General features: G+C 72.3%; 19 protein-coding genes. 3 read left to right on the top strand and 16 right to left on the bottom strand.

The features are described 5' to 3' along the window. Window positions 1-11 precede the first annotated feature (11 nt). The 11 genes from BLW47_RS05590 to BLW47_RS05540 form a co-directional block, all read right to left on the bottom strand. On the bottom strand, window positions 12-821 hold the full coding sequence (locus BLW47_RS05590) for an SDR family NAD(P)-dependent oxidoreductase (protein ID WP_091552080.1): 810 nt from the start codon (window positions 819-821) through the stop codon (window positions 12-14). 10 nt (window positions 822-831) lie between these two features. Continuing rightward, window positions 832-1,458 carry a hypothetical protein gene (locus tag BLW47_RS05585; RefSeq protein WP_139307162.1) on the bottom strand — a complete coding sequence of 209 codons (627 nt, stop codon included), beginning with the start codon at window positions 1,456-1,458 and terminating at the stop codon, window positions 832-834. A gap of 75 nt (window positions 1,459-1,533) precedes the next feature. Further along, on the bottom strand, window positions 1,534-2,313 hold the full coding sequence (locus BLW47_RS05580; protein ID WP_245736377.1) for a hypothetical protein: 780 nt from the start codon (window positions 2,311-2,313) through the stop codon (window positions 1,534-1,536). Window positions 2,314-2,383: 70 nt separating this feature from the next. Beyond that, window positions 2,384-3,961, bottom strand: a complete 1,578-nt coding sequence (locus BLW47_RS05575) for a polyamine aminopropyltransferase (protein ID WP_091552075.1) — start codon at window positions 3,959-3,961, stop codon at window positions 2,384-2,386. Then, entirely contained in the window at window positions 3,958-4,740 is a 783-nt protein-coding gene (locus tag BLW47_RS05570) for a hypothetical protein (protein ID WP_245736375.1), read from the bottom strand. Before BLW47_RS05570 ends, BLW47_RS05575 begins: the two co-directional genes overlap by 4 nt. Beyond that, window positions 4,740-5,162 carry a DUF350 domain-containing protein gene (locus tag BLW47_RS05565; protein ID WP_091552073.1) on the bottom strand — a complete coding sequence of 141 codons (423 nt, stop codon included), beginning with the start codon at window positions 5,160-5,162 and terminating at the stop codon, window positions 4,740-4,742. The genes BLW47_RS05570 and BLW47_RS05565 overlap by 1 nt, the downstream gene beginning before the upstream one ends. Window positions 5,163-5,188: 26 nt before the next feature. Next, window positions 5,189-5,614, bottom strand: a complete 426-nt coding sequence (locus BLW47_RS05560; protein ID WP_091552070.1) for a DUF4247 domain-containing protein — start codon at window positions 5,612-5,614, stop codon at window positions 5,189-5,191. After that, window positions 5,611-6,132 (bottom strand): DUF2617 family protein, encoded by a 522-nt coding sequence (locus BLW47_RS05555; protein ID WP_091552647.1) that lies wholly within the window; start codon window positions 6,130-6,132, stop codon window positions 5,611-5,613. The genes BLW47_RS05560 and BLW47_RS05555 overlap by 4 nt, the downstream gene beginning before the upstream one ends. 2 nt (window positions 6,133-6,134) lie before the next feature. Further along, the gene (locus tag BLW47_RS05550) at window positions 6,135-6,773 is read right to left on the bottom strand and encodes a DUF4178 domain-containing protein (RefSeq protein ID WP_091552068.1); all 639 of its coding nucleotides are present in this window, start codon (window positions 6,771-6,773) and stop codon (window positions 6,135-6,137) included. Window positions 6,774-6,974: 201 nt separating this feature from the next. Beyond that, window positions 6,975-9,566: an ATP-dependent chaperone ClpB gene (gene clpB / locus BLW47_RS05545; protein ID WP_091552065.1), complete on the bottom strand. Its 2,592-nt coding sequence runs from the start codon at window positions 9,564-9,566 to the stop codon at window positions 6,975-6,977. An 83-nt stretch (window positions 9,567-9,649) separates the two neighbouring features. After that, complete coding sequence (locus tag BLW47_RS05540) at window positions 9,650-10,774, bottom strand: beta propeller repeat protein (RefSeq protein ID WP_091552063.1); 1,125 nt, start codon at window positions 10,772-10,774, stop codon at window positions 9,650-9,652. 30 nt (window positions 10,775-10,804) lie between these two features. On the opposite strand from BLW47_RS05540, the gene BLW47_RS05535 reads away from it, so the two are divergent. The 3 genes from BLW47_RS05535 to BLW47_RS05525 all read left to right on the top strand — a co-directional run bounded on the left by BLW47_RS05535 (window position 10,805) and on the right by BLW47_RS05525 (window position 13,098). Further along, window positions 10,805-11,305 carry a cation:proton antiporter regulatory subunit gene (locus BLW47_RS05535; RefSeq protein ID WP_091552060.1) on the top strand — a complete coding sequence of 167 codons (501 nt, stop codon included), beginning with the start codon at window positions 10,805-10,807 and terminating at the stop codon, window positions 11,303-11,305. Between the two features lie 4 nt (window positions 11,306-11,309). After that, a complete protein-coding gene (locus BLW47_RS05530; protein ID WP_091552057.1) occupies window positions 11,310-12,512 on the top strand; it encodes a cation:proton antiporter in 1,203 nt (400 codons plus the stop codon). Between the two features lie 154 nt (window positions 12,513-12,666). Beyond that, window positions 12,667-13,098: a hypothetical protein gene (locus tag BLW47_RS05525; RefSeq protein ID WP_091552055.1), complete on the top strand. Its 432-nt coding sequence runs from the start codon at window positions 12,667-12,669 to the stop codon at window positions 13,096-13,098. Between the two features lie 74 nt (window positions 13,099-13,172). On the opposite strand, the gene BLW47_RS05520 is transcribed toward BLW47_RS05525, so the two are convergent. The 5 genes from BLW47_RS05520 to dnaK all read right to left on the bottom strand — a co-directional run bounded on the left by BLW47_RS05520 (window position 13,173) and on the right by dnaK (window position 17,868). After that, a complete protein-coding gene (locus tag BLW47_RS05520; RefSeq protein WP_091552053.1) occupies window positions 13,173-13,376 on the bottom strand; it encodes a hypothetical protein in 204 nt (67 codons plus the stop codon). A 99-nt stretch (window positions 13,377-13,475) separates the two neighbouring features. Then, window positions 13,476-13,907: a heat shock protein transcriptional repressor HspR gene (locus BLW47_RS05515; protein WP_091552644.1), complete on the bottom strand. Its 432-nt coding sequence runs from the start codon at window positions 13,905-13,907 to the stop codon at window positions 13,476-13,478. A gap of 5 nt (window positions 13,908-13,912) precedes the next feature. After that, window positions 13,913-15,115: a molecular chaperone DnaJ gene (dnaJ, locus tag BLW47_RS05510; RefSeq protein ID WP_091552642.1), complete on the bottom strand. Its 1,203-nt coding sequence runs from the start codon at window positions 15,113-15,115 to the stop codon at window positions 13,913-13,915. A gap of 106 nt (window positions 15,116-15,221) precedes the next feature. Continuing rightward, window positions 15,222-15,944 (bottom strand): nucleotide exchange factor GrpE, encoded by a 723-nt coding sequence (gene grpE, locus BLW47_RS05505; RefSeq protein ID WP_091552049.1) that lies wholly within the window; start codon window positions 15,942-15,944, stop codon window positions 15,222-15,224. A gap of 37 nt (window positions 15,945-15,981) precedes the next feature. After that, entirely contained in the window at window positions 15,982-17,868 is a 1,887-nt protein-coding gene (gene dnaK, locus BLW47_RS05500; protein WP_091552047.1) for a molecular chaperone DnaK, read from the bottom strand. Between the last annotated feature and the right edge of the window lie 70 nt (window positions 17,869-17,938).

The following is a 17,938-nucleotide window of genomic DNA, read 5'->3' as shown; positions in this document are numbered from 1 at the left end:
CGGCCGGACGATCAGCGCTCTTCCCGGCCGATCCGCCCGCGCGTGTCCCGCGCCACCGCCTGCAGCAGCCCCCGCGGCGCGTGCCGCAGCCCGAGAACCGCGAGCTTGTACTTCCAGTCCGGAACGCTGACCTGCTTGCCACGGCCGAGATCCCGCAACGCGGCCGCAACCACGTCGTCCGCGGCCAGCCACATCCATGCAGGGGTTTTCGACATGTTTATCCCCGCCCGGTCGTGGAACTCCGTGCGCGTGTACCCGGGACAGAGCGCCATCACCCGTACGTTGAACGGCCGGACCGAGAGCGCGACGGACTCGCTGAAGTTGGTCACCCAGGCCTTGCTCGCGGAGTAGGTGGAGCCGGGCATCACCGCACCGAAGCCGGCGACGGAGGAGACGTTGATCACGGCACCGTGGCGGCGTTCCGTCATGCCGGGCAGCACCGCCAGGGTCAGCCGCATCACGGCGTGCACGTTGAGCCGCAACAGCCGCGCCTCGTCGTCGGCGGTCGAGCGTAGGAACGGCTTGTTCAGGCTGATGCCGGCGTTGTTGACCAGCAGCTCGACCGGGTCCGCCGCGTCACGCAGCCGCTCCTCCACCGCCCCGCAACCGTCGTCCGTGGACAGATCGGCCGGCAGCGTCACCGCCCGCACGCCGTACGCCGCCGTGAGCTCGGCGGCCTGCCCGGTCAGCCGCTCAGCGTCCCGGGCCACCAGCACCAGGTCGAAGCCGTCCGCGGCAAGGCGACGGGCGAAGGCGGCGCCGATGCCGGCGGTGGCCCCGGTGACCACGGCGGTACGGCGGGAAGCGGACGGTGCGACCACGACGGTTACCTCAGATCGACGGTGGGACGGGCCCCGACGCCGGCGGTGGCCCGCTCACGGGAGGCTCCCGCCGGAAGAAGGCGGTCGACGCGGGAAGCGCCAGCAACAGGGCCACCACAAGGTAGCCGAGCGCCTGGCTCACGGAAAGACCGCCGCTGAGCCAGATCCACCAGGCCGGGTAGGCGTCGGCGAGCGCGCCCAGCAGCTCCACCCGGCCCGGGCTGCCCGCCACCTCCACCTCGACCGCGCGCTGCCCGAGGGTCGCGATCGCGGTGGCGCAGCCGCAGAGCAGCCCGAACGCGCACACCACCCAGGTGCCCACCCGGGCCGCGCTGCTGCCGCGCGCGATACCGAAGGCGAGCAGGATCAGCAGGAACGCGAAGAGCAACCCGATCAGCGCGGCGGCGATCGCGCCGGCGCGTACGCCCCACACGACGGTGTCGGCGTCCGAACCGGCGACACCGACGGCGTGCGCGGCGTTCCGCACCCGGTCGACGACGCGGGCCATCACGGCGAGCCCGGCCAACGCGTGGACGAGTCCGACGACGCCCATCAGGATCAGGATCGCCACGGCCGCGGTCACCGGCGGCGGGCGGACCGGGCTCGGCTGCCCGACGGCGGGAGCGCCTGGGTACATGGAAATCCCCCCGAGTAGTGGCGAACGCTTCGAACCTACTCGGGGGGATATCCGTTCCGGTCTACTTTTGCCCGATCAGCTGGAGGGCGGAGCGGGCGGCTCCGAGGGACCCGACGGCGGGTTCGCGGCGGGGTTGCTCGGCGGCGCCGGTGGCGTGCTCGTCGACGGCGGCGTACTCGTCGCCGGCGTGCCCTGGCCGGACGGATAGCCCGGGGTCGCCGGGTATCCCGGGTAGGGACCGCCCGGGACCGGCGGGTACCCCGCGCCCGGCACCGGCGGCTCCCAGGCCGCCTGCGGCTTGCGGAAGAACTCGTTGGACGCCGGCAGCGCGAGCAGGATGAGCGCCACGAGCAGAGCGATCACCGAGATCACGCCGAGCACCACGCTGACCGGGGTGTACCAGGGCAGCTCCTGCTCGATCCGGCGCTGGATCTCCGCCTGGTCCGGCATGCCCGCGCCGCCGGACGAACCGCCGCCCAACGCGCTGCCCAGCGCGCTGCTGAGGACCCCGAAGCCCGAGCAGCAGGCGAAGAGACCGCCGAGCACCCAGGTGATGATGCGGGAGACGTTCTTGCCCCGGTTGTTGAGAATCCCGAGCACCACCAGGCCGATCGCGACGATCAACCCCAACACGGCGGCGACGACCATCGCGGCCGTCGCGAAAGCCGCGCCCGGCCCCTCGGTCCCCGCGAAGGCGTCCTCGTAGATCTCCTGCAGCGGGCCGAGCGCGGACAGCGCAACGACCAAGCCGATCACCTGAAGCGCGGCGACCAGATACAGCAGATAACTCGACACGGTGACGCTGGTCGGCCGCGCCCTGCCCGGCGGCGGGGCCGGATTCGTCAGCTCCGACACGGCTCTTCCTCCCTAGATCGTGAAGATCACGCTATCGATACCCGTCCAGTGATACACGTCAAACCGGGGATCAGTAGCCCCGCCACTCCGCGCGCGCGTATTCGAGCACCCGCGGATGCAGCAGCGTCGACGGCTCGACGGGCACCCGGCGACGGTCCGGCGGGAAGTTCGCGGCCGACACCAGGGTCTCGGCGTCGAGCGACCGCAGCGGCGGCGCGTCGGCCGGCAACGCCAGCGACGGCGGGCCGGAAGCATCCGCCCCGAGCACGAATCCCCAGTCCCCGAAGGACGGCACGTCGACGTGGTACGGGCGGGTGGCGAAGCCGGCGCCCCGCAGCGACGCCTCGATGCACCAGTACGAGCGGGGCGCGAAGTACGGCGAGCCGGCCTGCACCACGATCCGGGCGCCGTCGGCCAGCACGTTGCGCACCAGCGCGTAGAACTCCACCGAGTAGAGCTTCGCCGTCGCGGTCTCGTCCGGGTCCGGCAGGTCGACGATCACCGCGTCGAACCGGTCCGCGGCGCTGCGCAGCCAGCCGAACGCGTCGGTGTGCACCAGTCGTATCCGGCGGTCGTCGAACGCGCCCCGGTTCAGCGCCCGCAGCTGCGGTTCGGTCCGGGCCAGCGCCACCACGGCCGGGTCCAGCTCGATCACCGTCACCGACGCGACGTCGGGGTAGCGCAGCAGCTCGCGCACGGCCAGCCCGTCGCCGGCCCCGAGCACCAGCACGTTCCGACGTGGACCGTTCAGCACCGGGTGCACCAACGCCTCGTGGTACCGGTATTCGTCAACGGAGCTGAACTGCAGGTCGCCGTTGAGGTAGAGCCGGAGGTCGGTGGCGCCCCGGCCGGCGGCCGGCACCGACCGGGTCAACACGATCTCCTGGTAACGGCTCCGCTCGGCGTGCACCACCGGGTCGCGGTAGAGCTGCTGCCGGGCCGTCACCTCGAAGTCGCGCGCCACCGCGTAGGCGTACCCGAGGCAGAGCGCGACCACGGCGGACCCGGCGGTGAGCGCGACGACCGACCGCCGGCCCAGGTCGCGCCGGAAGACGGTCAGCACCAGCGCGAGCCCGGCGGCCGCGTTCACGGCCCCGACCACCAACGCCCCGCGGAGCTGGCCGAAGACCGGCATCAGCAGGAACGGGAAGGCCAGCCCGCCCAGCAGCGCGCCGACGTAGTCGGCGGCGAACAGGTCGGCGACCGCGCTGCCCGCGGCCTGCGCGCGGATCCGCTGCAGCAGCACCATCAGCAGCGGGATCTCCGCGCCGATCAGCAGGCCCAGCACGAGCGCCGTGACGACCAGCGCCGGCGCGTAGAGATCCAGCCAGGCGAACGCGGCGTACAGGCCGAGCACCGACAGGCCACCGAGCAGGGCGAGCAGCAGCTCCACCGCGGCGAACGCGACGGCCGCCCGGCCCTGCAGCGGCTTCGCCGCGAGCGCCCCGATGCCCATCGCGAAGACCATCACGCCGAGCACGATCGACGCCTGCCCGACCGTGTCGCCGATCAGGTAGCTGCCGAGCGCGACGAGCGCGAGCTCGTACACCAGGCCGCAGGCCGCGCAGACGAAGACCGCGACCAGCACGGCGGCCCGGGCCGCCCGCCGTCGCGGTCCGGCGTCCACCCCGGGTACGGCGTCGCTCATCGGCGCTGCCCGGCTTTCGGCTTGCGCGTCCGCTCGACGGACGGCGGCCGGACCGCGGCGAGCTCGTGCCGGCGCTGGAACCAGCCGATGGTGACCAGCACCGCCGTGACCACGAAGAGCAGGAACGCCCCGACCAGGTAGGGGCTGCGGTCCCGCGCGAAGTCGCTGCCGGCCTCGGGAAGCGGACTCGGTTGCGCGGTGGGCGTGCCGGTGGCGACCGGCGCCGGCTCGGCGTGGCCCGCCTCGGCCGTCAGCAGCGGCAGCGCGACGGCAGCCCGACAGATCGCCCAGCCCGGCTCGTCGAGGAACGCGTCGTTGTCCAGGCCGAGCCGCTCCAGGCCGGCAGTGAACGCGCCCTGCCACAGCGGGTCCGCGCTCTCCACCTGGACCGAGGCCCAGTCCTCGGACTCGCTGCTCTCGCTGGTGTAGGTCACGGTGGCGACCACCTCGACCCAGCGCGGGCAGCGCGCGGGGTTCGTCGCCACGGCGACGTTGTCGCCGAGGTTGGAGCCCACGCTGACGATGTCGCCCTCGCCGTCCTGCAGCCGCCAGCCGTAGCAGACGTCCTGCGCGTCGGCGCTGCGTTCGAGCACCGCCACGGTGTCGCGGCGCTCGGTCTCCGTCGGGGCGGGCACCACCGTCGAGTCATCGTCGCTGAACGCGCCGAGAAGGCAGAACCCGACCAGCAGCAGGGCGCCGAGCGCAATGCCGACGCCCTTGATCCACCCGACGACCCGCTGGTCGCGGGAGGGCGCCGCGGGGCGCTTCCGCGCCGCCATCAACTGATCGCCGCGGCGACCACGGCGCCGGTGGCGAGGTGGATGACCGCGGAGACCCAGACGGCCGGATGCGGCTCCGGGTCCACCAGGATCTGCCCGAGCTTCCCGGGCGTGGCGAGGTCCAGCAGCAGGAACGCACCGGCCATGACCAGCAGGCCGACGAGACCGTACGCCGCGGAGCCGATCAGCCCGAGCAGGAAGCTCTCGTCGCTCGCGTTGATCGCGGCGACCACGATGATGCCGACGCCGGCGAGGTTGGAGGCGAGCAGCAGCGCCGCGTTGCGGTTGCGGTCGGTCCAGATCAGCTCGTGCAGCCGTCCCGGCGTCGCCACGTCGACCAGGACGTAGCCGATGCCCATCAGCAGGACGCCGACCGCGCCGTAGGCGAGAGACACCAGCAGGTCGGTGATGAGGGTGGTCAACTTGAGCTCCTGTCGGGAAGGTCGTGCTACTTGCCGGCGCCGGGGCCGCCGCCCCGGATGGTCGTGCCGCGGCCCCAGCCCCAGCCGCCGCCCACGATCCCGTGGTAGCGCGGATAGGCGGTCGACATCCGCTCGAGCAGGATCACCGAGCCCGCGGCCAGCGGCAGGATCACCACGGAGTCGTCGTCGTACCGCAGGTAGATCCCGCTGCCGTCGACGTACTGGTCGGCCGGCTCCCAGGCGCCGGTGATGTCGGCGGCGACCTCGCTCGGCGACTTCGCCGACGTGTACGCCTCGGCGTCGTCGCCGATGTCGTGCGCCACGGCGCGGCTGTACCGGTCCTCGACGTAACCGCGCGGGGAGAAGTTGCCGTAGAAGATCCCGAACGCGGCGATGAGCACGCCCGCCAGCGCGAACGCCGCTCCCACCACGAACCACCTGCGGTACGTCATCGCAGCATCACCGCCGTCTCGGTCTCGACCATCTCGCCGCTCTGCGGGTACGCGTGCCAGGTGCGCCACCCGACCTCCGTGCCGTCCGGCCCCGGCGCCCCCACCCGCGCGTGCAGCGCGGTGATCGCGTCGGCGCTGCCGGGAAAGACGCCCACCAGCGCGTACGGGTCGGCGGCGAGGGCCCGGCGCAGCACGGCGGCCCGGGCGGAGATCTCGTCCGGGTGCAGCCGGTGCACCGTCGCGGCGAACCGGTACCCGGTGGCCCGCTCGTGCACGGTGGACGGCAGCTCCGGTGCCCGGCCCGGTAGGCAGGCGACGGTCTCGACGAGCTCGGTGGCCGCGGCGCGCAGCACCACCTGATGGGAGGCGCCGAGCAGCCGCAGCCGCAGCGCGCCGTCGGGAACGCCGGGCACGTCGAGGTCGAGTACGTGCAGCGCCGGCTGCTCGGGCAGGCCCAGCGCGAAGCTGAGGTCCGCGGCCGTGGTGTCGGCGTACGGGGCGTCGATCGTGATGAGCACGGTCACCGGCCCCGTTCCGACTGCGGGTAGATCATGACTTCCCCGCGGTGCAGCCGCTCGCCGCGACCGACCTCCCAGCGCGTGCTGTCGCCGTAGGATTCGAACGAGAGCAGCGCCCCGTCCGGGGCGGCGTAGTCGTGGTAGCGCACCGTGCCGGTCGGGTCGAGCCCGGTGGTGCCGGTGGCGGTGTAACGGGCCCGGCCGGACTCGTCGCGGGTGTAGCGGCGTCCGTCGAAGTCGACCGTGGCCGCGCCGGGCTTCACCGTCGCGCTCGGCACCTCGGTCCAGAGCGCCAGCTCCAGGTCCGGGTCCTCCTCAACCGAGAGCCAGACCTTCCGGCCCTGCGCGTCGTCGAGGAGGTGCTCCGCCCAGCTCCAGGCGCCCTCGGTGAAGCGCAGCGTCCCCCGCACCCCGTACGACGTGCCGCGGATCTCCACGATGTCGCCGGGTCCGATCCGACGCGGGTCGCCGCGCAGCGCGTCGGCGTCGTCGTCCACGCTCCGGAACGGGTCGGCGGTGCCCTTCCGGGCCGGGCCGGCGCCGCGGTCGGCGCGGCGCACGGCGACCACCGCCACCACGACGCCGGCGACCGCGACGAGGCAGCCCAACCCCGTGACCAGGAACGCGACCGTTCCGTTCATCGCCTCAACCCTCCCGAGCAGCGGTTCCGCCGGCCGACGGTAACAACCACCGGCACATGGTGAACCACAAGGTCAACTCGGTGACGGACCGCGCAGGTCTGGCGACGGACCGCTGGGCGAAGATCCGCGTGATCAGGAGAGATCCACGACGGCGCGCCGACGACACGCCCGACGTACTCCCTGATCACGCGGATCTTGCGGTTAGGCGGGCGAGATGGTTAGGGCGTCCTTCGTGTCAGAGAGGTCCACCAGGACGGTGTTGCCGTCGCGGATGTCGCCGGCCAGGAGGGCCTTGGCCAGTTGATCGCCGATGGCGGACTGGACCAGGCGGCGGAGCGGGCGGGCGCCGTAGAGCGGGTCGTAGCCGTGCTCGGCCAGCCAGCCCCGCGCCGTGTCCGTGACGTCGAGGGTCAGGCGCCGGTCGGACAGGCGGCGGCGCATCCGCTCCAGCTGGATGTCGACGATCGCGCGCAGCTCGTCGCCGGTCAGCATCGCGAACACCACGATGTCGTCGAGCCGGTTCAGGAACTCCGGCTTGAAGTGCGTTCGCACCACCGCGAGCACCGCGTCGCGACGCTGCTCCTCGGTCAGCGTCAGATCGGAGATCACCGACGAGCCGAGGTTGGAGGTGAGGATCAGGATCGCGTTCCGGAAGTCCACCGTCCGGCCCTGACCGTCGGTGAGCCGGCCGTCGTCGAGCACCTGCAACAGCACGTCGAAGACGTCCGGGTGCGCCTTCTCCACCTCGTCCAGCAGCACCACCGAGTACGGCCGACGCCGCACCGCCTCGGTGAGCTGCCCGCCCTCCTCGTACCCGACGTAGCCGGGCGGGGCGCCGACCAGCCGCGCCACGGAGTGCTTCTCGCCGTACTCGCTCATGTCGATCCGGACCATCGCCCGCTCGTCGTCGAAGAGGAACTCCGCGAGCGCCTTGGCCAGCTCGGTCTTGCCCACGCCGGTCGGGCCGAGGAAGAGGAAGCTGCCGGTCGGCCGGTCCGGGTCGGCGATGCCGGTCCGGGCCCGCCGGACCGCGTCGGAGACCGCGCCGACCGCGACGGCCTGCCCGATCACCCGGCTGGCCAGCGACGACTCCATCCGCAGCAGCTTGGCGGTCTCGCCCTCCATCAGCCGCCCGGCGGGGATGCCGGTCCAGGAGGCGACGACCGCGGCGATGTCGTCCGCGCCGACCTCCTCCTTGAGCATCGCGCCGTCGGTCTGGAGCTGCGCCAGCTCCTCCTCGGCGCGGGCCAGATCCCCCTTGAGCTGCGGGATCCGGCCGTAGCGCAGCTCGGCGGCGCGCTCCAGCTCGCCGTCGCGCTCCGCGCGCTCCGCCTCGCCGCCGAGGCGTTCCAGCTCCTCCTTGGCCGTGGAGATCTTGGTGATGTGCTCCTTCTCCAGCCGCCACCGGTCGGAGAGCGCGCTGAGCTGCTCGCGCTTGTCCGCCAGCTCCTTGCGCAGCCGTGCCAGCCGCTCGGCCGACGCCGGGTCCGGCTCCTTGGCCAGCGCCATCTCCTCGATCTCGAGCCGCCGCACCGCGCGCTCGATCTCGTCGACCTCGACCGGCCGCGAGTCGATCTCCATGCGGAGCCGCGACGCCGACTCGTCGACGAGGTCGATCGCCTTGTCCGGCAGGAAGCGGTCCGTGATGTAGCGGTCCGAGAGGCTCGCGGCCGCGACCAGCGCCGCGTCCGTGATCCGTACGCCGTGGTGCACCTCGTAGCGCTCCTTGAGGCCGCGGAGGATGCCGATCGTGTCCTCCACGGTCGGCTCGCCGACCAGCACCGGCTGGAAGCGCCGCTCCAGCGCCGGGTCCTTCTCGATGTGCTCGCGGTACTCGTCCAGCGTGGTCGCGCCCACCATCCGCAGCTCGCCGCGGGCGAGCATCGGCTTGAGCATGTTGCCGGCGTCCATGGACCCCTCGCCCTTGCCGGCGCCGACCACGGTGTGCAGCTCGTCCAGGAACGTGATGACCTGGCCGTCCGAGTTCTTGATCTCCTCCAGCACCGACTTGAGGCGCTCCTCGAACTGGCCGCGGTACTGCGCGCCCGCCACCATCGCGCCCAGGTCGAGCGAGACCAGCTTCTTGTCGCGCAGCGACTCCGGGACGTCCCCGGCCACGATCCGCTGGGCGAGCCCCTCCACGATCGCCGTCTTGCCGACGCCGGGCTCGCCGATCAGCACCGGGTTGTTCTTGGTACGCCGGGAGAGCACCTGGATCACGCGACGGATCTCCGAGTCCCGGCCGATCACCGGGTCGATCTTGCCGGCGCGGGCGCGCTCCGTGAGGTCGACGCCGTACTTCTCCAGCGCCTGGTAGGTCTGCTCCGGATCGGCCGTGGTCACGCGCCGGTCGCCGCCGCGCACGGCGGGGAACGCGGCCACCAGGTTCTCCTCGGTCGCGCCGGCCGACCGCAGCGCGGTCGCGACCGCCCCGCCGACCTGGGCGAGACCGGCGAGCAGGTGCTCGGTGGAGGTGTACTCGTCGCCCAACGGACGCGCGATCTGCTCCGCCGCCCCGATCGCGTTCGCGAACTCGCGCGAGACGCTCGGCTCGGCGACGCTCGACCCGCGCGCGCTCGGCAGCGCGTCCACAGCATGCACGGCGGCGCGCCGGAGGTCGGCCGGATTGGCGCCGACCGCGCGCAGCAGGCCGGCGGCGGTCGAGCCGCCGGTGTCCAGCAGCGAGAGCAGCAAATGCCAGGGCTCGACGGTCGCGTGGCCGCGGCGCTTCGCCATCGCGACCGCGCCGGTGATGACTTCACGACTCTTGGTGGTCAGACGTTCGGCGTTCATGGGCTCCCCTGATCGGCGTGTCCACTGGTGACGACACAACCAGACTTGAGCGTATTCCACTCAACCTTACGCCGCGACGTGGATCACGTCCGCTCCAGAACCAGCTTGATCCACCGCCGCTGCCCGAACATCCCGGAGCCCAGCCAGGCGTTCCCGTCGGACGCCCGGGCGAAGAGCGTGCCGTCCGGCAACAGCTGCAGATACTCGTTCCGCACCGGCCAACGCACGTCGCTGTAGCGGGCGGCGTCGTCGCCGGCGCTGATCACGCCGGACCCGTCCGGCCCCGTCACCGCGAGCAGCCCCGCGCCGAGCGGGACCAGTGAGGTGACCGGACCGGGATAGCCGGGCACCTCGACCCGGGGACACCATTGGTCGCACCGCCACAACTGCGGAAACCGCGTGTCACCCGGCCCGGCGCTCCCGATCAACCAGACGTCGCCGTGGTTGCCCACGACCCGAAGCACGGCGGGCGGCCCGTCGGGAGGTGCGACCTTCATCGGCCGCCATTGCCTCGCCGCCTCCGACGAGACCGCCGCCGACAGCTCACCGTCACGCTCTCCCACCGCCACCAGCCGTCCCCCGGCGAACGCCACCACGCGCAGGCCGGGCACCGGAGGCTGCGCCGGAACGGGGCGCAGACGGTCACCGACTAACTCGACCACCCTCGGCGGGTCCTCGCCGTCGCAGCAGAGCTGAAACCGGCCCTCCAGGGTCCGCACCGCCGCGGGTGGCTCGGCGCTCATCGGCTCGCGGCGGAACGTGCCGCCCCGGTCGTTCGAGATGTACCAGCCGTGCGGCTCCGCCAGCAGCAGGAGCTTCTCCCCGGCCGCGTACAGCTGGTGGTTATTCGCCAGCGGCTCCGGGTGTCGCAGCCGCCGCCAGGAGCGTCCGCCGTCCGACGTCGCGAGCAGGATCGCGCCGCAGTCCGACGCCGGCGCCGAGGTGGCCTCCGGGTTCCCGCAGCGGGTGAACAACGCGTAGCCCTGCTCCGCGTCGGCGAACTCGACGAACGGCGTGGCGTACTGCCGTGGCACGGGCACCGGGACCCGCCGTACCTCATCGGGCGGCGACGCGACGGGCGATGACGGTGCGGGCGGCGGCGCGGGGGTCGGCGGCCGCCGCCGGATGTCCCCGATGGAGCAGCCGGCGGTGGCCACGACCACCGCCGCGAGCAGGACGAGCCGGTGCCGTACGTTGCGCCGCCGCATTGACCTAGTCCAACACGGTACCGTGATCACGTGCGAGTACGGGTAGAGCAGACGTCACTGCCGGGAATCGGCGTACGCCACGACCTGATCACGGAGTCGGGTCGGCGCATCGGTGTCGTTTCCCATCGATCGGGCCGCCGTGACCTGGTGCTGTACGACGAGGACGACCCGGACGCCTGCACCTCCGACATCCCGCTCACCGACGACGAGGCGGAGGCGCTCGCCGACCTGCTCGGCGCGTCGCTGATGCTGGGTCAGCTCTCCGGACTCCGGCAGCAGGCCGCCGGGCTCCTCACCGAGCAGGTCCCGATCCCCGCCGGGTCCCGCTTCGTCGGGCGCACCCTCGGCGACACCCGGGCCCGCACCCGGACGAGCGCCTCGATCGTCGCGGTGCTGCGCGACCGCGAGGTCATCGCCTCTCCCGCCCCGTCGTTCCGGTTCGACGCCGGCGACGTGGTGGTCGTGGTCGGCACCCGGCAGGGACTCGACGGCGTCACCGCGATCTTCGCCGACACCGACCCGGCCGACTGACCGCATGCACGACACCACAGAGCTGCTCATCGAGGTCGGCACTCTGCTGCTGCTCCTCGGCCTGCTGGGCCGGATCAGCCGGCGGATCGGCCTCTCCCCCATCCCGCTCTACCTGCTCGCCGGGCTCGCGTTCGGGCACGGCGGGCTGCTGCCGCTGCCGGCCAGCGAGGAGTTCTTCGCGATCGGGGCCGAGATCGGCGTGATCCTGCTGCTGGTCATGCTCGGTCTGGAGTACTCGGCGGGCGAGCTCGTCGGCAACCTCCGCGCGGCCGCGCCGGCCGGCCTGATCGACGGGCTGCTCAACGCGCTGCCCGGCGCGGCCTTCGCGCTGCTGCTCGGCTGGGGCTGGGTGACCGCCGTGGTGCTCGCCGGGGTGACCTGGGTTTCCTCGTCGGGCGTGATCGCCAAGGTCCTCGCCGACCTCGGCCGGCTCGGTAACCGGGAGACCCCGGTGATCCTGTCCGTGCTGGTCATCGAGGACCTGGCGATGGCCTTCTACCTGCCGCTGGTGACGGCCGTGCTGGCCGGCGCCGGCTGGGCCGTCGGCGGCAAGATGCTCGCCATCGCGGTCGTCACGGTCGTGCTGGTGCTGGTCGTCGCGATCCGGTACGGGCGCGTCATCTCCGAGGCGATCTCGGCGAAGGACCCGGAGGCGCTGCTCCTCGGCGTGCTCGGCCTGACCCTGCTGGTCGCCGGCGTCGCCGCACAGCTGAAGGTCTCGGCGGCGGTCGGCGCGTTCCTGGTCGGCATCGCGCTCTCCGGCCCGGTCGCGCACCACGCCACCCAGCTGTTGTCGCCGCTGCGCGACCTCTTCGCGGCCGTGTTCTTCGTCTTCTTCGGGCTCGCCACCGATCCGCGCGACATCCCGCCGGTGCTGCTGCCGGCGCTGGGCCTGGCCGTGGTCACCATGGCGACCAAGGTCGTCACCGGCTACATCGCCGCCCGCCGCGCCGGGATCGCGCTACCCGGACGGTGGCGCGCCGGCCTCGGGCTCATGCCCCGCGGGGAGTTCTCGATCGTCATCGCCGGTCTCGCCGCCGGCACGGCCGGAGTCGCCCCGCAGCTCGCGCCGCTCGCCACCGCGTACGTGCTGATCACGGTGGTGACCGGGCCGGCGCTGGCCCGGCTCCCCGACTTCGCGTGGTTCAAGCGGATGGTCCGGCGCCAGGCGGCGCCGCGGGCGGCGACGGTGTCGGCGCACGAGTGACCAGCGGGCGATACCGACTGTTGGGAGACGAGCGGCGACTGTCGGATTTCCTCTTCCCCACGTCGGTCGGCGCACGCTACCGTGTCGCGGCAGCGACTAGTGGGGTGCCCGGGCCACGGACGGCCCGACAGACGCGAGCGGAAGGTCATTCCGGGTGAGCTTGCAGCAGTCCGTGTTCCGCGGTTTCGCCAATCCGGTCGATCCGGCCCCCGACGAGCTGCGGGCATGGGCGTTCCAACCCGGCTCCGTTCCGCTGGAGTCGATGCCGAAGGACTGGGATCTGCTCGTGTCGGGCGACCGCCTGATCGGCACGCTCTTCGATCTGGCGATGGACCGGTCGTGCCCGGCGCGCCGCTTCGCCCTGCACTGCCTCTACATCTACGCCGCGGACGGCATCCGCACCAACTTCAAGGCCCATCCGCGCCGTCGGCTGCGCAAGCTGGTCGAGCAGGCGCAGGAGCTCGGCGACGAGATGATGCTGACCTGGGCGCACAACACGCTGGTGCTGATGGCCAAGCCGCAGCTGTTCGACTACCACAACTGGTGCGAGGGCGGGCTGGTACGCAGCGGCCAACGGTTGAGCTGACCGGCGACGGTTGGGTTGACCGGCACAAGTCGGTAGCCCGGCGCCGGTCCGTCGGCCCGATCACGCCGAACCGTTCACGGGGCCGGGCGGTTGCGGTCCCTGACCTCGCGCTGCCCGCGCCCCACGTCCATGCCCCGGTCGAGGTGGTCCCAGTACGCCCCGCGATCGGCCTCGTCGGAGCGCTCGTCGACCGACGTCGCGTCGTCGTCGGCACGTCCGGCGTTCATCTCGCCGCTCGCCCGGCCGGCGGTGTTCCTGATCGAATCAGCGTCCCCCATGGGTCTCCCCCTCAGCGCCGCGCGACGTCCGACATGACCTCTGAGCGACGCTAGTCCAGGTTCGTGGGGGTCCGCGGGGAAACGGCGGGCCCGCCGGCGCTACGAGCCGGTCGGACGCCAGATCACGAGCGCGTTCGAGACGCGGGCGGTGGGGACCAGATCACGGCGGGGGAAGGGGGACATCGCCTCGAGCTCCGCCACCCGCTGGTGCGCGGCGGCGAGCTCGGCCTCCATCCGCAGCAGCCGTTGCTGCAGCTCGACCACGAGCTGTTCCAGGTCGATGATGCGCTTGATGCCGGCGAGGTTGACCCCGTCGTCCTGGCTGAGCCGCTGCACCTCGCGGAGCAGCGCCACGTCCCGGACGCTGTAGCGGCGGCCGCCACCGGCGGCCCGGCCCGCCTGGACCAGGCCCATCCGGTCGTACTGCCGCAGCGTCTGCGGGTGCATCCCCGCCATCCGCGCGGCCACCGAGATGATCAGAACCTTGGCGTCGGAGGCCACGTCGATGGAGATGTTCACATCCTCGTCCACCCGGCTCACCTCCTTGTCGCGTCGTCGAAGCGGCGCACCCGCGCGTCGATTCTCTCCCGAGTCGCCACCGGTGCCTCAAGAGCAAATTTCTCCAGCGCCGCCCGAGCCTCGTCGGAGAGGTCCTTCGGGACCGACACCTCCACCGTCACCAGCAGGTCCCCGGCCTGCCCGTTCCGGCGCACCACGCCCTTGCCGCGGGCGCGCAGCGTGCGGCCGCTCGGCGTGCCCGGCGGGACCCGGAGGGTGACGGCGCCGTCCATCGTCGGTACCCGCAGATCGGTGCCGAAGACCGCCTCCGGGAAGGTGATCGGCACGGTCAGCGTGAGGTCGTCACCCGAGCGACCGAAGAGGTCGTCCTCGCGCACCCGCACCAGGACGAAGAGGTCCCCGGTGGGGCCCCCGCGCTCGCCCGGCTCGCCGCGACCGCTCAGCCGGATCCGCTGGCCGTCCGCGACCCCCGCGGGGAACCGGACGTTCAGCGTTCGGGTCTTGGTGACGCCGCCGCTGCCGTGGCACTCGGGGCACTTGTCCTCGACGATCGACCCCACGCCCTGGCACTCCCGACAGGGCTCGGAGAAGCTGAAGGAGCCCTGATTGCGGTTGACCAGCCCCGACCCGCGGCACTGTGGGCAGGTGCGCGGCTGGGTGCCGGGCTTGGCGCCGTTGCCGTGGCAGGTGTCGCAGACGCCCGGCGCCCGCAGCGTCAACGGCAGCGTCGTGCCGCGGACGGCGTCGGCGAAGTCGAGCGTGACCTCCGCCTCGACGTCGCGCCCCTTGGCCGGCCCACGCCCGCGCGGACCGGCGCCACCGCCCGAGAAGATCGAGCTGAACAAGTCGGAGAAGCCGGCTCCGCCGAACCGCCGGTCGCCCGTTCCGCCACCGGCGCCGCCGCCGGAGAAGTTGCCGAACAGGTCCGCCGGGTCGAAACCGGCGCCGCCGCCGCCGCGGGCGCCGCGCCGGAACGCGCCGGACCCGAAGAGCGTGCGCATCTCGTCGTACTCTTTGCGCTTCCGCTCGTCGGAGAGCACGTTGTAGGCCTCGGAGACCGCCTTGAAGCGCTCCTCCGACGCCGTGTTGCCGGGGTTGTGGTCGGGGTGCAGCTCCCGGGCCAGCTTCCGGTACGCCTTCTTGATCTCATCCGCGGAGGCGGACTTCGGCACCCCGAGCACGGCGTAGAAGTCCTTCTCCAGCCAATCCTTGGAACTCACCGGGTCCACCTCCTCGGCTGCGCGTTGTCGATGAGCAGATCGTCCTGCCGGCCGGGGAGTTGACGGGACGGACCCGCCAACTCCCCGATCAGCGTCGTCGTTCGGGTCACTCCGGGTCGGCGACCGCGACCAGCGCGGGCCGGAGCAGCCGGTCCCCCACCTGGTAGCCGCGGCGCATCACGTCGATGCACGTCGGCTCGGTCACCTCCGGCGAGGTGAGGTGGGCGACGGCCTCGTGCCGGGTCGGGTCGAAGGGGTCGCCCTTCTCGCCGAACGCGGTCAGCCCGAACTTGCCGAGCGCCGCGGTGAGCTGCTCGGCCACCGTCCCGAACGGCCCCACCAGGTCGCCGTGCTCGCGCGCCCGGTCCAGGTCGTCCAGGATCGGCAGCAGCGCGCCCAGCACGGTGGCCGTGGTCTGTTCGGCGGCCACGCCCCGGTCCCGGTCGACCCGCTTGCGGTAGTTGGCGTACTCCGCCGACACCCGCTGCACGTCCCGGGTCCGCTCCTCGAGCTCGGCGCGCAGCGCCTCCAGCTCGGCGCCGAGCGCACCGGAGCTGGCGACGGGGCTGCCGCCCCCGGGCGCGACGCCCTCGGTGCTCACCGGGGCGCCGCCGTCCTGCTCGGGCCCCGTCGCCGCGGTCGGCTCCGGGGCCTGCGCGTCCGCGTCCTCGGCGTGCTTGCCCGCCTTGCCGGCGGACACGTCGATCTTCCGCTTGTCGCGGATGACGACGCGCTCGTCGGCCTGGCCGTTCTCCGGCCCGTCCGGCGCGGAGCCACCCCGCGCCGGGCCGGCGGTCTCCGGGCCGGCGGCTCGTGGCTTGTGCGTCATGGGGCTACCTCGCTCCGTTCATCGGTGGGACGACGGGTCACTTCTTGTCGTCCTCGACGATCTCGGCGTCCACCACGTCGTCGGCGCCACCGGCGGCCCCGCCCGGCGCACCCGCGCCCGCGGCGCCCGCACCCGGCGCACCCGCACCCGCACCCGCACCCGCGTCGGCGCCCGGGCCGGCCTGCTCGGCCTGCTGCGCGTAGAGCAGCGAGCCGGCCTGCTGCGAGACCTGCGCCAGCTTCTCGTGCGCCGACTTGATCTTCTCGATGTCGGTGCCGCCCAGCGCGCCGCGCAGCTCACCGAGGGCCTCGTTGATCTGGTCGCGCGACTCGGCCGGCAGCTTGTCGCCGCTCTCGGCGAGGAACTTCTCGGTCTGCCACTGCAGCTGCTCGGCGACGTTGCGGGTCTCCGCCTCCTCACGGCGGCGCTTGTCGTCGTCGGCGTGGTCCTGCGCGTCGCGCATCATCCGCTCGATGTCGTCCTTCGGCAGCGCGGAGCCGCCGGTGATCGTCATCGACTGCTCCTTGCCGGTGCCGAGATCCTTCGCGCCGACGTGCACGATGCCGTTGGCGTCGATGTCGAAGGTGACCTCGATCTGCGGGACGTTGCGCGGCGCCGGCGGCAGGCCGGTCAGCTCGAAGGTGCCGAGCTTCTTGTTGTACGCGGCGATCTCCCGCTCACCCTGGAAGACCTGGATCAGCACCGACGGCTGGTTGTCGTCAGCGGTGGTGAACACCTCGGAGCGCTTCGTCGGGATGGTGGTGTTGCGCTCGATCAGCTTGGTGAAGATGCCGCCCTTGGTCTCGATGCCCAGCGACAGCGGGGTCACGTCGAGCAGCAGGACGTCCTTGACCTCACCCTTGAGCACACCGGCCTGCAGGGCCGCGCCGACCGCCACGACCTCGTCCGGGTTGACGCCCTTGTTCGGCTCCTTGCCGGTGAGCTGCTTGACCAGGTCCGAGACGGCGGGCATCCGGGTGGAGCCACCGACCAGGATGACGTGGTCGACGTCGCCGACCTTGATCCCGGCGTCCTTGATCGCCTGCTCGAACGGGCCCTTGCAGCGGTCCAGCAGGTCCTGCGACATCCGCTGGAACTCGGCGCGGGTCAGCGTCATGTCCAGGTGCAGCGGGCCCGCCTGGCCGGCCGTGATGTAGGGCAGGTTGATGCTGGTGGTGGTGGCGGCCGACAGCTCGATCTTCGCCTTCTCGGCCGCCTCGCGGAGCCGCTGCATCGCCATCTTGTCCTGCGACAGGTCGATGCCGTGCTCACCGCGGAAGGTCTTGACCAGGTGGTCCATGATCCGCTGGTCCCAGTCGTCGCCGCCCAGGTGGTTGTCACCGCTGGTCGACTTCACCTCGATGACGCCCTCACCGAGCTCCAGCAGCGAGACGTCGAAGGTGCCGCCGCCGAGGTCGAAGACGAGGACGGTCTGCTCCTTGGAGCCCTTGTCGAGGCCGTACGCCAGCGCGGCGGCGGTCGGCTCGTTCACGATCCGCAGCACGTTGAAGCCGGCGATCTCACCGGCCTCCTTGGTGGCCTGCCGCTGGGCGTCGTTGAAGTACGCCGGAACGGTGATCACCGCGTCCGTGATCTGCTCGCCGAGGTACGCCTCGGAGTCGCGCTTCAGCTTCATCAGCACCCGCGCGGAGATCTCCTGCGGGGTGTACTTCTTGCCGTCGATGTCGATCGACCAGTTGGTGCCGATCTCGCGCTTGACCGACCGGATGGTCCGGTCCGGGTTCGTCACCGCCTGGCGCTTGGCGACCTCACCGACGAGCACCTCGCCGTTGCGGGCGAACGCGACGATCGAAGGCGTCGTACGCGAGCCCTCCGCGTTGGCGATGACCGTGGGCTCACCGCCTTCGAGAACGCTGACGCAGGAGTTCGTCGTGCCGAGGTCGATGCCGACCGCACGTGCCATGTTCGCTTCCTCGCTTCGTTCCAAGAGCAGGTGCCGGGCACCGCCCGCAGCACACCCACCCGCAACTTGA

This window comes from Micromonospora pattaloongensis (assembly GCF_900107255.1).
GTDB classification, from domain to species: Bacteria; Actinomycetota; Actinomycetes; order Mycobacteriales; family Micromonosporaceae; genus Micromonospora_I; species Micromonospora_I pattaloongensis.
The sequence above is the reverse complement of the archived record's forward strand: the minus strand, read 5'-3'. Positions and strand labels throughout refer to the sequence as shown.

What these genes read in the sequence shown, in the direction of transcription:
- BLW47_RS05585 (WP_139307162.1), bottom strand. Translation starts at nt 1,458, where the DNA reads ATGTACCCAGGCGCTCCCGCCGTCGGGCAGCCGAGCCCGGTCCGCCCG.
- BLW47_RS05575 (WP_091552075.1), bottom strand. Translation starts at nt 3,961, where the DNA reads ATGAGCGACGCCGTACCCGGGGTGGACGCCGGACCGCGACGGCGGGCG.
- BLW47_RS05570 (WP_245736375.1), bottom strand. Translation starts at nt 4,740, where the DNA reads ATGGCGGCGCGGAAGCGCCCCGCGGCGCCCTCCCGCGACCAGCGGGTC.
- BLW47_RS05560 (WP_091552070.1), bottom strand. Translation starts at nt 5,614, where the DNA reads ATGACGTACCGCAGGTGGTTCGTGGTGGGAGCGGCGTTCGCGCTGGCG.
- BLW47_RS05550 (WP_091552068.1), bottom strand. Translation starts at nt 6,773, where the DNA reads ATGAACGGAACGGTCGCGTTCCTGGTCACGGGGTTGGGCTGCCTCGTC.
- clpB (WP_091552065.1), bottom strand. Translation starts at nt 9,566, where the DNA reads ATGAACGCCGAACGTCTGACCACCAAGAGTCGTGAAGTCATCACCGGC.
- BLW47_RS05540 (WP_091552063.1), bottom strand. Translation starts at nt 10,774, where the DNA reads ATGCGGCGGCGCAACGTACGGCACCGGCTCGTCCTGCTCGCGGCGGTG.
- BLW47_RS05530 (WP_091552057.1), top strand. Translation starts at nt 11,310, where the DNA reads ATGCACGACACCACAGAGCTGCTCATCGAGGTCGGCACTCTGCTGCTG.
- BLW47_RS05520 (WP_091552053.1), bottom strand. Translation starts at nt 13,376, where the DNA reads ATGGGGGACGCTGATTCGATCAGGAACACCGCCGGCCGGGCGAGCGGC.
- grpE (WP_091552049.1), bottom strand. Translation starts at nt 15,944, where the DNA reads ATGACGCACAAGCCACGAGCCGCCGGCCCGGAGACCGCCGGCCCGGCG.
- dnaK (WP_091552047.1), bottom strand. Translation starts at nt 17,868, where the DNA reads ATGGCACGTGCGGTCGGCATCGACCTCGGCACGACGAACTCCTGCGTC.